12 protein-coding genes are annotated in these 16,174 nt (G+C 50.1%); 2 read left to right on the forward strand and 10 right to left on the reverse strand.

Translation table 11 applies throughout. The features are described from left to right. Positions 1 to 53: 53 nt before the first annotated feature. From rnc to AC286M_RS30590, 9 genes are all read right to left on the reverse strand, one after another. Positions 54 to 755, reverse strand: a complete 702-nt coding sequence (rnc, locus tag AC286M_RS30550; protein WP_488207981.1) for a ribonuclease III — start codon at positions 753 to 755, stop codon at positions 54 to 56. A 117-nt stretch (positions 756 to 872) separates the two neighbouring features. Further along, the gene (locus AC286M_RS30555; protein ID WP_488207982.1) at positions 873 to 1,487 is read right to left on the reverse strand and encodes a TMEM165/GDT1 family protein; all 615 of its coding nucleotides are present in this window, start codon (positions 1,485 to 1,487) and stop codon (positions 873 to 875) included. A 266-nt stretch (positions 1,488 to 1,753) separates the two neighbouring features. Continuing rightward, the gene (locus AC286M_RS30560; protein WP_488207983.1) at positions 1,754 to 1,885 is read right to left on the reverse strand and encodes a hypothetical protein; all 132 of its coding nucleotides are present in this window, start codon (positions 1,883 to 1,885) and stop codon (positions 1,754 to 1,756) included. Between the two features lie 51 nt (positions 1,886 to 1,936). Then, positions 1,937 to 5,083 carry a hypothetical protein gene (locus AC286M_RS30565; RefSeq protein WP_488207984.1) on the reverse strand — a complete coding sequence of 1,049 codons (3,147 nt, stop codon included), beginning with the start codon at positions 5,081 to 5,083 and terminating at the stop codon, positions 1,937 to 1,939. A gap of 420 nt (positions 5,084 to 5,503) precedes the next feature. Then, positions 5,504 to 6,754 (reverse strand): cytosine deaminase, encoded by a 1,251-nt coding sequence (codA, locus tag AC286M_RS30570; RefSeq protein ID WP_488207985.1) that lies wholly within the window; start codon positions 6,752 to 6,754, stop codon positions 5,504 to 5,506. A 318-nt stretch (positions 6,755 to 7,072) separates the two neighbouring features. Further along, entirely contained in the window at positions 7,073 to 8,548 is a 1,476-nt protein-coding gene (locus AC286M_RS30575) for an alpha-amylase (protein WP_488207986.1), read from the reverse strand. Between the two features lie 462 nt (positions 8,549 to 9,010). Then, positions 9,011 to 10,195, reverse strand: coding sequence for an NAD(P)H-quinone oxidoreductase subunit H (locus tag AC286M_RS30580; protein WP_488207987.1), 1,185 nt, complete (start codon positions 10,193 to 10,195; stop codon positions 9,011 to 9,013). Positions 10,196 to 10,597: 402 nt separating this feature from the next. Continuing rightward, positions 10,598 to 11,413, reverse strand: a complete 816-nt coding sequence (locus AC286M_RS30585; RefSeq protein WP_488207988.1) for an aspartyl/asparaginyl beta-hydroxylase domain-containing protein — start codon at positions 11,411 to 11,413, stop codon at positions 10,598 to 10,600. Between the two features lie 27 nt (positions 11,414 to 11,440). After that, the gene (locus AC286M_RS30590) at positions 11,441 to 13,147 is read right to left on the reverse strand and encodes a GH3 auxin-responsive promoter family protein (protein ID WP_488207989.1); all 1,707 of its coding nucleotides are present in this window, start codon (positions 13,145 to 13,147) and stop codon (positions 11,441 to 11,443) included. 454 nt (positions 13,148 to 13,601) lie between these two features. On the opposite strand from AC286M_RS30590, the gene AC286M_RS30595 reads away from it, so the two are divergent. Next, entirely contained in the window at positions 13,602 to 14,084 is a 483-nt protein-coding gene (locus AC286M_RS30595; protein ID WP_488207990.1) for an ABA4-like family protein, read from the forward strand. Between the two features lie 248 nt (positions 14,085 to 14,332). Here the strand turns inward: AC286M_RS30595 and AC286M_RS30600 are convergent, their stop codons facing one another. Further along, entirely contained in the window at positions 14,333 to 14,461 is a 129-nt protein-coding gene (locus AC286M_RS30600) for a hypothetical protein (protein ID WP_488207991.1), read from the reverse strand. Between the two features lie 728 nt (positions 14,462 to 15,189). Here AC286M_RS30600 and AC286M_RS30605 point away from each other — a divergent pair. After that, complete coding sequence (locus AC286M_RS30605) at positions 15,190 to 16,167, forward strand: ABC transporter ATP-binding protein (RefSeq protein WP_488207992.1); 978 nt, start codon at positions 15,190 to 15,192, stop codon at positions 16,165 to 16,167. The last annotated feature ends 7 nt before the right edge of the window (positions 16,168 to 16,174 follow it).

Genomic DNA, 16,174 nt, shown 5'->3' on the forward strand with positions numbered 1-16,174 from the left:
GGACATTTGAACGATAAACCCCAATAGAGAGAAGGACTAGCTCGTGGCGCGAGCTAGTCCTTCTCTCTATTGGGGTTTTCATCTGCTTGTTCGGTTAGCATTTGTAACGCATTGGCGGCGGCTTGTTTTTCTGCGTCCTGCTTGCGCTTGCCAGTCCCCGTGCCAAAGGGTTGTCCTTTTACGCTGACAACGGCTGTAAACGTCTTATCGTGGTCGGGGCCAGATTGATGGGCAATGGTATAGACTGGATTCTCGCCAAATTGAGCCAGTGCCCAGGCTTGAAAGCGACTTTTGACGTTATCAAAGGTAGGGGTCGTGTCAAGCTGTTCTACTGCTGACTGAAAGAGCGGCTGCATATAGGTTTTAACGGCCTGAATATTAGATCGAGTATCCAGCAGGTATGCACCAATCATTGCTTCAAATGCACTGCTCAGCAGATTTGAATTGGTTCGTCCACCAGTTTGTTCAGTGCCTTTGCCCAGACGCAGATAACTACCCAGATCGAGCGCGATCGCAAATTTCGTTAACTGAATCTCATCAACAAGCGCCGCCCGCATAGAGGTCAGCGTACCTTCTGGATAGTCTGGATAGCGCTGGTAGAGAAACTCGCCAGCGATGTAGGTCAACACCGCATCCCCTAAGAATTCTAACCGTTCATTATGATCGCCATCGTCTGGATATTCATTCACGTAGGAACGATGGGTCATGGCCTGCTGGAATAGGTGGGGAGATTGAAACGGGGGCAGTTGCAGCATGATCAAGCAACAAAGTTGAGTACAGGGGCAAATCGATAGTTTGGAAAAACAGGTTGGGGAAAAACTCCTGTTTTTCCAAACATAAATTCCAACATAGATTTGTTTGACTACAAGTGGCTAGATAAATTTCGTTAGCGAAACAATGCCAAAGATCATGAACAGGCTGCCGCCCAGGGCTGTGACAGTTCGTTCTGAGATGCGACCCGCAATTAAACGCCCACATAAAACTGCGATCGCAGCACAAATTGTGTGACCCAAGATTGCTCCGATAGTCACACCCAGCGGATGATAGGCCGTTGCCAGCATGACCGTGGCAATTTGAGTGCGATCGCCCCATTCGGCAACAAAGGTCAGCGTAAATGCCTTGGTCAGGATCTGCATCGCTTGCCTAGGAACGGTCTTAGACTCGGCTGCTTCTACGGTTTGAATCGCGGCTTCCTGCTCATCAACCGGAGGCTGATCAGACATTTTACTCGCATCGTAAAGTAATTTCAGACCAAAACCTAAAAAGAGTACAACCTCTGCCACCCGCACCCATGTCGTCGGTAACTGGGCAACGGCCTGCCCGAGCGCCACGGACAGCAGCGTCATCGCCACCAAGGCCAGCACCACGCCGAGCAGCACCCAGCGCCGCGCATGGCGCATGGCCAAAATAGCCGCGATAAAAAACGTTTTATCGCCCAACTCAGAAATGGTGATTAAGGTTAATCCTGCTGTAAATGCCGCTAACATAGCCTCAAGCTCCTCTAGGTCGGTGGATGAAGTGACCACGCGATTGTGAGCTTGAAGGAGGACTACGGGAAACTGGCGAACTCCACCAAGCCCACATCGATACGTGATTTGTGGTCACGATTCAAGTGAACTTAGTGAAGGTCTCGCTTTCAAACTAATCGTTGCTCATTGAGCAATGCTCAACTTAAGCTGAACGCGATTAACTTGCCACCTAAGCCAGGTTCATCACCAGCATGTTGACCTAGGCGTACTGGCTGAGCCAGCAGCTACTCCCCTTCTACATCCAAAAATATACCAGGTTGTGGGTGGTTAAGTGCGATCGCAACCCCAAATATCGGCAACTCATGAAAAAACGATGTCGGTTTGGTCAGATAACCGTTGTAGGGGCGAATGGCCATTCGCCCCTATCCTGGCCATTCGTCCCTACCCAAAATTTTGGAAATGACAAATCACGTCAGGTCAAACTCATCGAAGGAGACGGTTGGCAAATCCATTGGCAGAACGTCACGGTTAAAGCTCGCTTTCTGGCTTTGGCGCTGGGTGGCGACTTCAACCGTAACGGCCTCAATTTGCACTTCTAAGCAGCCCTTAGGCACAATTAGTGGCACCACGGTTTCTAGGTAGCCTTGACCATCCGGCTCTAAATCCGCTAGCCAGCGGGGGCCATCTAGAATAATCCGCATTTGGCGATCGCTCATCCAAAACTTGATGTAAACCCGCAGTGGATGGGACGGCAAGCGCACCTGCACATCGAGCGCTTCGCCAGCTTTGAGATCGCCTGCTGGAAGCTTCAACTGGGGCACAGGTAGAGGCGGCAGATTTGACCAGCTATCGATATCGGGTTCGATGGCGTCATTGATCGGGTTGGGATGGGTAGAGTTTGCGATCGCAGGTGAACCCGACGGGGGCACAACGTCAGCCTCAACGTCATCGACAACGATTTCATCGTCATAGATCACGACTTCATTGGCTGTCAGTTCCGCTTCTCGCGCCAGTTCCTCCGCACTTGGAGATGAATCAAAGTCGGGCAAAAGCGACTCGGCGGGTAACGAAGCGGAATCATTGCCGTTGGGCTGGCCTTCCCTATCAAACGACTGAAATTCGCTGAGCGCATCGAAATCAACTCCGTGCGGGCGATAGGCGGTCGAATCCTCGATTTGCTGCATTTGAGCCGCCTGAGCATCAAACGCTAGAGCCGAGAGCCGAGAGAAGAATCGATCCTGTAGGTTGAGCGACAAAAACGACTGTTCCAGCGGATTCGCAGGCGCGGGTTCAGCGGTTATATCGAGTTCAAACGTCGGCTCTTCACCCGCTTCATCCATTGCGTCAGCTTGATCCGCAAAATCTAGATCAACTTCGCGAACCGTTACGTCTTCGATCTCTGCATCATCACTCAGGTCATCTGCACGAACTGAATCGATCTCACTCGAGTGATTGACCTGCGGATCGGCTGGTACCTCAAATGGATCAAAACCGATATCAGTCAGTGACTCATCGCGTGACTCATCTGTTGGCTGCGGTCGATTAGAGCCAGGAACTGCGGCTGGAGCAAATTCATTCGCTTGGTCGTCCAGATCCGCTTCAGCCAATGATTCGTTATCGGCTAAATCATCTGCGCCGTTATCGACTGCGATCGCATCCTCTCCGTACAGGTTAGCAGTAACCGAATCATCACTATTCGCTGCATCAACGGGACTCACAATATCCGAAGAAGTCTCCTCTGGATTGGTCGCCACCTGATTCTCAGGCTCATCCCCATTCGCCTGTGCAGTCCCTTGAGCCTGAATCGGACGTAGAGTCGGGAGTTTGGGCAATAGCGGCTCGAATCGGTTTGAGGAATTAGCGGGAGCAGGTTCAGTTGGCTGGGGGGCTGGCTGCGCTGGAGTCAATGCACTGGATTGATCGGTTGATGGCGCACGATTAGCCGAAGCGGCACTGGGACGAATTTGGGGCGGCAGCGACATGCCCAGTTTGGGCTGAAAGAGGGAGGGCTGGAATGGAATCGCCTGTGGTGGTTGAAACTCGATTTTCGGTTTAGCCGCTGTTTCGCTAGTTGCAGTCTCGCCGCTAGCGGTCTCATCAGCATCTGCTGTAGCCGATGGCCTCTCTTCATCTGTATTGAGAAATGGTGCCGCCACATCGACAGGTGGCGCGTCAAAATTGAACAGCTCAATCGGGTCAGCCGCTTCCTCTGCCGCAAACATATCCTGATTGGCGATCGCATCCAGCAGTTCATTCAAATCCGTGGTGATCGAAAACTCCTGAGATGCCGAAACGAGTAGCTGTCCGCCAACCTCAGCACTGAGGGTCAATTCACCCAGGATGAGATGTGACCGATGGGCAGGCGGTGCGATCGCAACTTGGAAGGTCGCGGGTAAAGGCTGTGCCGGAACGGTCTGCTGAATCCGATCAATGGTCTGGGCGGTTTGCGGATCAAACAGGCGAATCGTGAGGACGCTTTCGGGCAGCTGGGGCGAGTCGACCTGATCAGCAGATGAATCGGTATTTGGATCGGCAAGTGCGATCGCGCCCGCTAACTGGACGGGCCGACCACCTTTAACAATGTAGGCATCGGTCTGGAGCTGGAGCTGAACGGGCCGATCAGCTAGCGTTAGCTTACCTGCTGCGTCAGAGGGTAAGGTGCGATCGCGATTCGCCCCCGAATGCTGAGCGACATCCCGCTGCGGATCAATGGCGGACTCGACATCTAAAAACGCCTCGTCAACTACATTCTGCGACATCTGCTCGGCCAGGGAACGCCAGTCGGCATGAGTCGGCAGCGGATCATGCGGCATCGTAGTTTCAGACGACGGCATGGCTCCATCCCAGTTGTTCGCTGGCGTAACTGTTGCCGAATCAGCCGCAGAATACTCAGCCGGATCGGAGGCAGAAGCGTCCAAATTGGGCTGCATCTGGGCTAGCTCTGATGATTCAACTTCTAGATCGACATCATCCGCTTCCGCTTCTAACGGAGGCTCTAGCGCTACATTATCTGCGGCAATTTCTTCTGGCTCATCGACACTAGCTGTCTCTGCATAGGCAGGAACATCAACCTCTTGAGCATCCCGGTCTGACAACGGTAAATCGGCTAAATCTAAATCGGGTTGGGCATTAGTAGAGAAGGAAGCATCCGGGTCTAAGTCACTGGTAACAGCAGCATTGAGAGCAATTTCATCAACGCTGATATCTGGATCAGGACGGGACGCATCAACGACTGGGCCTGACCAATCTTCGTCGGTCATCTCCTCATGTGCTACCACTTGCAGCTTGACGGCGTACAGCCAGCGCTCACCGACAAAATCAGACATTAAGTCATTGGTGCAGCGCAATTCCCACATGCCGGGGCGAAAATGAACAAACGGCACAATGGAAACTAAGCCGGAATTGTTGGTATGTCCAGAACGTTTTTTAGTACGCCAGCGGGGCGGCACGTCTTCTGGAGAGGTGTGACGGATTTGAATCTCAACTGGGGTGTCCTTGCGGCTGGAACGAGCCACAATCCGATAGCGTCCTTCTAGAATCTCCACATCGGACGATTCCAGCGGGAGCCATGAGCGATCGCCTTTCTTTTGAAGCAAAAATTCCCAGTATTCCATTTCAATCCTCAGAGGATGCGCTGCCGATGCATCTAGTGGTCTGTCAGGTCACTGTTTGGGATTAACGCAGGATTCCCCTCAACAGTCAACCGTGTGCTGTATTCGTTCGAGACTAGCAACCATAGTGTAAGCGAAGCATCCAATCTTGGATCATGCCAATAAAATTTAAGGTTTCTTTGGTATTACAGTTGCGATTCGTTTCGACTTCTTTGGGCGCAATTTAAATCGTCCGTCCACTGTGGGTGGTTTATACCAATCCTATGGGTCACAGCTACAGAGATCTTGCACTGGACGCACAACCAGACATTTTTACAGGAAACGATTTATAGGGATGGGTTTTGGCAATCAACTTTAATTGAGACCCATAAGTGGAATGCTAAACTTGCCCCTACAAGGGTTTATCTGCATCTTTGAATTTCTCTAACACCAAGTAGTAACTGGCGGTGTTGTCTCCACTAACCGCTTCCCCTTAGAAATCACGTGAGTGACCGTAGCGCGACGGCGAATTGCTTCATAGGGAGTTTCAGCATCCAGCACGATCAGGTTCGCAGGCTTACCCACTTCAATGCCGTACTGATCTTCGATTTTGAGCGTTTTGGCTCCATTCGTTGTCACCATGTTGAAGCACGCTTCAATTTCAGGCATACCCGTCATCTGCGACACATGCACCGCCATTGCCGCTACGTCGATCATGTTGCCCGTCCCTAAGCTGTACCAGGGATCTTGGATATCGTCGTGGCCAAGGCTGACGTTGAGGCCACGCTGCCACAGTTCCTTCACTCGCGTCACGCCCCGTCGTTTCGGGTAGGTATCCATCCGTCCCTGGAGCGTAATATTCACCAGCGGATTGGAAATAAAGTTCATCTGCGATCGCACTAAGTTGCTCATCAGCTTGAAGGCATAGGCATTGTTGTAGGAACCAAACGCGGTTGTATGACTGGCCGTGACCCGCGACCCCATGCCGGAGCGAATTGTACAGGCCGCCATCACTTCCACAAAGCGGGACTGCTCATCGTCAATTTCGTCGCAGTGGACATCAATTAGCTTGTCGTATTTCTCGGCCAGTTGGAAAATACGTTGAATTGAGTTAACACCATCTTCGCGGGTCAGCTCATAGTGAGGAATTCCGCCGACGACATCCGCGCCCAACTTCAGGGCTTCTTCGATTAGCTCATCATTGCGCGGACTGCCATAAATGCCGTCTTGGGGAAACGCCACCACTTGCAGCGTCATCCAGTCTTTGACCTCTTCTCGCACTTCCAGCAGCGCTTTCAGTGCCGTTAAAGTTTGCTCACTTACATCGGCATGACTACGGACAAAGAGCACACCCTGCTGAGCCTGAAGCTTTAAAGTTGCGATCGCACGTTGCTTCACGTCTTCCAGCGACAGTTCCTGCTTACGCTCTCGCCAGATTTCAATGCCCTCGAATAGAGTCCCGCTTTGATTCCAACGGGGCTGTCCGGCTGTCAGCGCTGCATCAAGATGGACATGAGACTCAACAAAGGGTGGACTGACCAGTTGACCATTGATGTCGATGACTTCGGCTGTATCGTCGGGGGAAAGGTGAGGTGCGATCGCGCTGATTTTGCCTTCTCGAATTTCAATATCTACTAAATCAGGCTGCCCCAAAACACGACAGCCACGTAAGACCAGAGCAGCCGCAGTAGACATAGCTGAACACCTCGCAAAACGATGCCCTGACTATAGCAAGAGTCGCTATGAAAAAATGTAAGTTCAGATCATATCCAAGCCTGTGTATAAGCATCCATTTTTGTAAAATGCCTGCGAAGTATTTGTTTAGCGCCGTCATACGATCCCCCGCTGTCGCCGCCCCCTTGAAAAAGGGGCTATGCCAACGCTAGCTCAAAGTCCCCCTTTATTAAGGGGATTTAGGGGGATCTGGCAGAGTGTCACGCTAAACAAATACCCTGCGAAGCAGGCATTTCACAAAAACAAACTAGTGTTTTCGACCCACCTGAACCATAAGTTTTATTCGGGAACCCAGACCGAAACTGAACCAGCCGCACAGCAAAAATCAGCCCATCCTTCATCATTCGTTGTGACTGGTTCGCTGATGTGTTCTGTGATGTCGATATAGGTGCAGTTCGGCTGACCTACTTCCATCCACTTGGTTCCCGCATCGCCGTTGCTGAGCACAACCGCCATGCCGCTGGGATGTTCTTCATCACCTAACCGCGTCCAACCAATCGTATTGGCATGGTCAAAATAGTCATACTGATCGCCATAGGCGTAGGTTTGACGAGCATGAAGGAATTTATCAATCAGCCACTGATGGCTGTCAAGCCAGATTTCGTACTCATTGCCGTCGCGTCCGGTATCGGTGTAGTGAGCACCATAGTAATCAGCATAGAAAATACAGGGGTAGCCCTCGCGCCGTAGCAGAATGAGTGCATAGGCTAGGGGTTTGAACCAGCCCTCGACCACCGACTCTAGCGCCTGCAATGGTTGAGAATCGTGATTATCAACCAGCGTAACGGCTAAGGCGGGCTGATGCTGCACCAGGGTGCCATCGAAAATTTGCCGCATGTCATAGTTGTTGCCCTGGGTGCTAGCAACCCTGAAGTTGTAGTGCAGCGGCGCATCAAACAGCATCACATCGCCACCTGTCAGCCCGATAAAGTGGTGCAAAGCCTCAACATCGTAAGACCAATATTCACCCACCGCAAAGAGGGGTCGGCCTGCTTGTTTGCGACAGTGGACTAACCACTGGGGAAAGAAACCCGCTTTGACATGCTTGACGGCATCAAACCGAAATCCGTCTACATCGGTTGTATCGACGTACCAGGCTCCCCACTGCTTTAGCTCATCCTGAACGTCAGGATCCTCCATGTCGAGATCGCAACCCATCAAATAGTCAAACGCGCCTTTTTCCAGGTCAACATTGTCATCAAATTTCTTGCCTTTAAACAGGTAAATCGCGTCTTGGCCTTCGTCATAGGCGTTGTAATCCACGGCATCGAAATGCCACCAGTGCCACTCAAAGTCGGAATATTTGCCCTCGCGACCGGGAAAGGTAAAGTGCGTCCAAACTTTAACGGTTTGCATCTCGCCAATGGGCTGATGGCGATCGTCAGGATTAAAGGGAGTCGCTTCTACCTCTTCCGCCTCATCTGCTCCTAGTTTGTGGTTGAACACGACATCGGCGTAGACACGCATACCAGCAGTTTTGGCAGCCTTGATCGCAGCGAGATATTCATCTTTGGTGCCGTACTTTGTTCGGACGGAGCCTTTTTGATCAAACTCGCCCAAATCATACAGATCGTAGACTCCGTAGCCAACATCGTATCCACCTGCTGTGCCTTTATAAGCAGGCGGTAACCAAACCGACGTGACTCCAGCATCAGCTAATTCTTGAACTCTATCTGCGAACTCATTCCAAAGACTGCCATCGGGTGGAATGTACCAATGGAAGTACTGCATCATCACGCCATTCAATTGAGCCATGTACAGCCTCGACTTTTTAGAGAGGAAAAAGAAAACGAGATGAAAAAAGACGCGAAAACGTGTAATCAGATGAAATCCAGTTAGAAACCTATTATTTGTTTTTGTGAAACGCTTGCTTAGCAAGCGTTTCACAAAAACAAACAGGGTTCTCATACACGGATTTGATATCAGATGACTATACTCTGAGAAAATCTTTTCCGTCTCTCTATCGGCGGGCAGAGCTAATACTATTTCTTGATGGTGCTACAGATCAGATCAGCGTTGGGTGCGTCGGAGCCAGGGAGCGAAGGAGCTTTCATTTGTAGCCACAACTGCGAAAATCGCTATATGAGTCATACAAATAGCAAAAGCTCCCATCGATACTGGAACAACGATGGAAGCTTTCTTAGAAATTATGAACGGGTTAGAAATTTAGGAATAATAGATTGCGATCGCAACCCACCAACCCATAAACTTAGCGACCTAACGGTCAACCGATCCCATAATCACGTCGATGCTGCCCAAGATAGCCATAATGTCGGCTACCTTCACACCCTTGAGCAGGGTTGGCAGAATTTGCAGGTTGTTGAAATCGGGTGGACGGATCTTCCAGCGCCAGGGGAAGACATTATCGTCACCAATGATGTAGATACCGAGTTCACCCTTACCCGTTTCCATGCGGACATAGTGCTCACCCGCCGGAATTTTGAACGTCGGTGCAATCTTCTTACCAATGAACTGGTAATCAAACTCGTTCCATTCCGACTTGGGCCCAGACGCCATCCGCTTGGCTTCTAGATTTTCAAATGGGCCACCCGGAATCATGTCGCAAGCTTGGCGAATGATTTTGACCGACTCGCGCATTTCGCGGATTCGCACGGCATAGCGAGCAAAGCAGTCGCCAGCGGTTTCCCACTGCACTTCCCAATCAAAATCGTCGTAGCACTCGTAGTGGTCAACCTTACGCAGATCCCACTTCACGCCCGAACCGCGCAGCATCGGGCCAGATAGTCCCCAGTTGATCGCATCTTCGCGGGTAATGGTGCCAATCCCTTCAACTCGGCGACGGAAGATGGGGTTGTCGGTAATCAGCCGCTCATACTCATCTACCTTCGGCAAGAAGTAATCGCAAAAATCGCGACACTTATCCAGCCAGCCGTAGGGCAAATCGGCAGCAACGCCACCAATCCGGAAATAGTTGTTGTTAATCAGACGCTGACCTGTTGCAGCTTCCCACAGGTCATAGATCATCTCCCGTTCGCGGAAGATATAGAAGAACGGCGTTTGAGCGCCAACGTCCGCCAAGAAGGGGCCAAGCCACAGCAGGTGATTGGCAATCCGGTTTAGCTCCAGCATAATCACTCGGATATAGCTGGCTCGTTTCGGCACTTCAATGTCGGCCAGTTGCTCCGGCGCATTGACTGTAATGGCCTCATTAAACATGCCCGCTGCGTAGTCCCACCGACTGACGTAGGGGACAAACATGACGTTGGTGCGGTTCTCAGCAATTTTCTCCATACCGCGATGGAGATAACCAATTACGGGTTCACAGTCAACCACATCTTCTCCATCCAGGGTGACGATTAGTCGTAAAACCCCGTGCATGGAGGGATGGTGAGGCCCCATGTTGAGAACCATGGGTTCAGTTCGAGTCTCAATCCTAGGCATAGGTGTTGTTGTGTATCGGCTAGGAAACGAATGAAATAGAGTTCAGTCCTAGATTAAAGTAGCTCAATCCGAGCCGCTGGTCTAATAAATACCGAATTCGCCAGAAAACCGAGATTGGTTTGATCATCAGAACTCGTATTGACACGTGAACTCTCAATTCGTATAGATTTGTTGCACTCTTTCTACTATAGGAGATCTCGGTCAAACCGTGCCGTCATCCAGTCAGCCGTCTAGCGATTTTGGCCATAGTTAATCGGATTGAAACGATGCAGAATTCTTATGGTTTGAGCAAATGATTTGAGCAAATTCGTGGAACTGGTGTTACTTAGGAAGGCGGATTTAATAAGGTGAAATCTTTGAGGTAGGGACACGGCAGTGCCGTGTCCCTACGGATGAAACGGTTTATAGGCTATTTAATCCACAATCCTTAGCTGCCTGCTGACCAAACTGCTGTTCCCAGCGATCGTGATTTTCGCGAGCCACCTGCACAACGGGCGACGCGGAAACGAGCTTGAAGGCCAGCTCATTAATCCAAGACAGCGGAGGACGCAGCGGGCGGGCAATATCCAGGAATAGCACCGCTCGGTAGCCGTTTGTCTCGTTCCAGACCTCGTGGTAGAAGGTATCGTCAAAGATTAGGCTCTTGCCTTCTTCCCAGTAAGTGATTTGTCCGTTGACGCGGATGCGGCATTTTTCTTGGGGTTCCGGTACGCGCAAACCCAGGTGATAGCGCACCAGTCCTTTGTGCTTGCCTCGGTGTTCGGGAATATGCTTACCGGGAGCCAGGATAGAAAAGAACGCCACCTTGAGGCCGGGAATGTCCTTAATTAGCTCCCAGGTTTGGGGACAGCGATCGCAGTTTCCCTTGGCCACGTAATCGAAGGCGCAGAAGAAGTAGGTTTTCCAGAGGTTATCACCCGCGATTCGCTTTTGCCGGGGTGAAATATCCTGAAAATTGGGCAGCGCATCGGCATATTCCAACACCTGATCCAGTTCTTGGCGAATCACCTGCCAGTTGTCTTCCAGTGACTGCGCCCAGGGAAATTGTTCGGTCTCAAAAAAAACGCGATCGCCCACTTTTGAGAACGAGCCGACAAATCGCTCAAACTGGCGATATAGCGCATGGTCAAAGACCGGATGCAAGGGAGTTTGGGGATCGAGCGGGGCGATGGGTATCGCTGCCTGGGGTTCAATTTGATTAACAGTTAGGCGGGTCATAGATTCGGAGAAATGCCAGATCTCGAATTAAAGCAAAATGGGAGTCGGTTGAGCAAATCGAGGTAACGTCACCGTCTGTTCAACCACAAAGTCCGCCAGCAGGTTGCGATCGCAACTAATGTGCGGAAACTTGAGCTGCGAGTTTTCCACTCCCGGTCGCAGCGGGCGCTGACGCAAAATGTCAAAGCTGCCCGCTGCCAGAATATTCAACTGCGGTGCCGGAATATCGTTATTCAGACGCTTCACCTCATAGGAGTGATTATGCTGACACATGAGTTGGTCAAACATCGCCAGAAACCGCTCCGAATGGGTCAGTATTTCACCCTCGGCTAATTCGATATTGAGGATATAGTGCGATCGCAGAATGTCCTCTGACAGCGTCACACAAAAATCTTCCAGTTGGATATCAAATTCCTGCTGGAGTAGCTTCAAAACCTGAATCACCTGATACTCAGAGGTTTTCTCGGTTGTGGCAGACAGGACACCGCCCTGCCGATAGCGAAACACAATCAAAGGGGTTTGGTTATAGAACCCTTCAACTTGCACGACATCGCCAATATCGTAGCGATAGAAGCCCGCATAGTTCGTGATCAAAATCCGGTAGCGCTCTCCTACTTGTAATTCGTGTGGCAACAGCGTTTGGGGCTGATCTATGTCCCACTGATCTTCGGGAATGAACTCAAAAAAGTTGCTGCTGAGCGCTAAAACCGTGCCATCGGTATTAAAATTGTGGTGAACGCCATAGGTCGATTCCGATGACGCATATGTGCCACCAAAAATTGGCGTATCGCCAAAATACTCAGAAAACCGCTCAAAATAAAAATCCGAGGTGCCGCCTCGGGCCGTGATGATGCAGGACAGATCCGGCCAAGCAAATTGGGGAGTCAGCCGTCCTTCTCGATTCAGCACCTGAGCCAGTTCTTTGGCTCGTTGGGGTGCCGCCCGGAACTGCCGCTGAAGTTGCGATCGCTCTTGAGGCGTCAGCGCAATATGACGTGAAATTTGGCCACTGGCTAAATCTTCAATCAGCCAGTCACCCTGACGCTCCAACTCATCACACAGTTGAAGCGCAATCAGCGGAAATGTCGCCGCAAATACACGCAGATGGGCATTCCGCAGCGCAAATAGCAGCGACATATAATTACGCGCCTGAGTATCCTTGACCAGCATGGTCTCAAACGGCTGGGCAAAAATCTGACGGTATAGACCATTGGCAAGCTGCACCGAGCCACCGCTGATATGACCGTAGTCAATACCACCGCTAGTCTTGCCAACTTTGCGCGCTGATCCCGTCAACAGCGTCTTACCTAAGGGCAAATCCCGGCGCTGAGCCGCTTCAAACAGATAGCCCATAGCGCTTTGATTCGCTCGTCCAATAAATCGCTTTGAGCGTTTCGTTACCGGAATCATCTTTTGGCTACCCGTTGAACCACTCGTCATATTGATATAAATCAGCGGATCAGGAGTGACGACGTTTTGCTCACCAGCCGCAGCCCGTTCCAGGTAAGGCTCATAGACACCGTAGGGCAAAATTGGTACTCGCTGACGAAATTCTGCCACCGTCGTAATACGATCCACGCCAAACGTTTGCCCCAGTTCGGTTCCTGACTGAATCTTGAGTAAAGACTGTAAAAATTGTGCTTGAGCCTCAATCGATCGATACGTTTGCCGCTCTAGGTTAGCCTTGGCCCGTTTAGCCGCTAACCCAATTAGCGAAAAGATTGGATTTTCCATGCGAATCAAGTCCTCACACCACCTCAAACGATGCACTTGCTACTGATTGAACTGGATTTACAGAAATACATCAATTTTTGTATCTTGTAATCCACTAACCTTATCGATACAGCGCCCAATCATCTGAGCATGAATGCATCACTCTGATAACCGATCACCGATTCGTCATTCCGGAAGTTGTCACCTTTACACCAGATGGGATTTGGGTTTTAGCGGGAACAATCTCAGCCGAAATAGCCAAGCACCGTACTTGAGCAGAATGGCGATACATTTCTTAAGCCTAGGGTGGCTTCAGATCAAATGAAACAAAACATGGGCCAGATAGTGAATCGTCTTTCGTTGGCCTGCTCTCTTTATTCGCTGCAATATTCCACCAGAACCGTTAGCTGACTCAGCTAATTTGCTCTGTATGATGAAGAAATATTGCAGATACTGCGACAGCGAGATGACAACAATGGCCACAACTCAGATTCAAGAATTTCTATTTAATGGTGCCAACTGGTTTGCTTTACCCTCTTGGACACTGATGATTTTTCTGCCAAAGTGGCAAGTCACGAGGCGGGTGATGGCTTCCTATCTGCCATTCGTGGCGCTGGCAAGCGTGTATAGCTATTTCTTCGCTACGAGTTTGGATCCACAAACCGCCGAAGCCTTTTCTGATCCTCAGCTTCAGCTCTCAACTCTAGCTCAACTGTTTTCTCAAGAATCAGTCATGGCAGCCGGTTGGGTACATTACATCGTCATGGATTTGTTTGTCGGGCGCTGGATTTATCAACAGGGTCAGGCAACAGGCGTTTGGACAATTCATTCACTGATTCTCTGTTTGTTTGCTGGCCCCTTGGGTTTGCTGTCCCACATTCTAACTCAGTGGATCACTCAAACGTTCTTCCCATCCTCTACTCAAGCAGATGCTGAACCTCAAGGAGAAGCAGCATAGCTAGGCTACTACCAAAGCAAAAGGGCAATTTATCACCATATCACGATGACAAATCGCCCTTTTGAGTTCCAAGCTCTAAATCGCAGGATGATAGAAATGGAGGTGCGGAATATGGCTAATGCTACTGACCGTCTTGCAATATCCTCTTAGGAAGGCGGATTTAACAAGGTGAAATCTTTGAGGTAGGGACACGGCAATGCCGTGTCCCTACAGATGAAACGGTTTACAGGTTATTTAATCCACAATCCTTAGACCGTGAGTAGATAAGCCGGATCAACAAGATCATCAACGTAGCGAATCTTGGATAACAGCTTCAGGCGCGAACCGACCGCCTGCACCACTTGTTCCACCTGGAAATTGATCTGGGGGACTCCCATTCGCTTGCGCAACGTTTGCACTTAAACCAACAGTCAACAAAGCAATTCCAATTCCTGTAGCCAGTAATCGACGATGACGAACGTACATTTTTCCAAACCCGGTAGATGACCACTGAATCCTGAACATTGATCTCGACGAAATTCTCCGTGAACAAGTGGAACTTATTCAGCACCATGACTCTTCTAAACAAGAGTATTCAGGGAGACATTTTCATCGAGTCATACAAAGTAGATGATGAAATGAGTCAGCATGTACTATTGAGTCTGTTTGGATAGGGCCCTATTCTTATTTAGACGCAATGCATCTGCTCCACATTTACAACTTAATAGTTGAAACTTATGGTAGTCAGCCGTGGCATCACCTAAACGAAATTAAAGCCTCGGCAAACTTTCTGTAAACTCGGCTGAGGTAAGTTGGACCCCAAGCAAGTTCAGCTCAAACACAATACATATGGCATATTACGTCCTGGGACAGAATGCCAAAATGATTTTGGGTGATTGATTTTATGATTAACCTTCGGCTAATCTTGGGCAGTTAAACTTTTGCGATCGCAAAAATCCAACTCCACAACTAACCTTAAAAATCGACCACACCAATCAATTGCAACAGCCATTCTGGGATTTTACTGAATCAAATTCCGTATATAAAAGCAATCTCAGACGACTGATAGTGCGACATTGTGAAGCTGAAATATCGTGAATGTGATGTTGTGAATATCATATTGTGAATGCCACATATAAATGCCATTCGATTTGAGCAGGTGACGCTACAGTTTCCGTCAGCATCTCAGCCTGCGGTCAAGAACTGCACAATTGATGTGGCAAAGGGGCAACTCGTTGTTGTTTTGGGGCCGTCGGGCTGCGGTAAAACTACGCTGCTCAAAATGGTTAATCGCCTCTACGAGCCAACTGAAGGTCGCATTTACATTAATGATCAGGATATTCACCAGCAATCAGCAACCGCACTACGACGACAAATTGGCTATGTGATCCAGCAATCTGGGCTTTTTCCGCACATGACGGTAGCCCAAAATGTTGCTGTTGTCCCCAAATTGCTTGGTTGGTCAGGTGTCAAAACTCAGGCACGGGTAGATGAACTGCTGATGCTGGTAGGGTTAGTGCCTAAAATCTATCGCGATCGCTATCCGGCCCAACTTTCGGGCGGACAACAGCAGCGGGTCGGAATTGCGCGAGCATTGGCTGGTGACCCGGATTTGCTGCTGATGGATGAACCGTTTGGTGCCATTGATGCGATTACCCGCACCAAGCTACAGGATGAACTGCTTGCGCTTCAGCGTCGGCTGCACAAGACGATTCTGTTTGTGTCGCACGATGTGGAAGAAGCGCTACGCCTCGCAGACAACATCTTGATTCTGCGGGCGGGAGAAGTGGTGCAGTACGATACGCCTTTCAAAATTCTGACTCAACCTGCCGATGATTTTGTGCGGCAGCTTGTAGATGCGGATGATATGGTGCGGCAGCTTAGCCTGCTACGCGTCGAAACAGCAATGATCAGTAACACTAACTATTCAGCATCTTCAAACCAACCTGCGATCGCACAAAATCAAAATTTGCGGGCGGCTCTCTCGTTGATCCTGCGGACGGGCGTTCACCAGTTAACGGTCGTTGATCCGGAGCAGGGATATCCAGTCGGTGTTCTCACACTTGAACATATCCAAGATTCGGCAGTTAATCACCATAGTTGAACGCCCT

The organism is Thainema salinarum CENA647 (assembly GCF_057732415.1).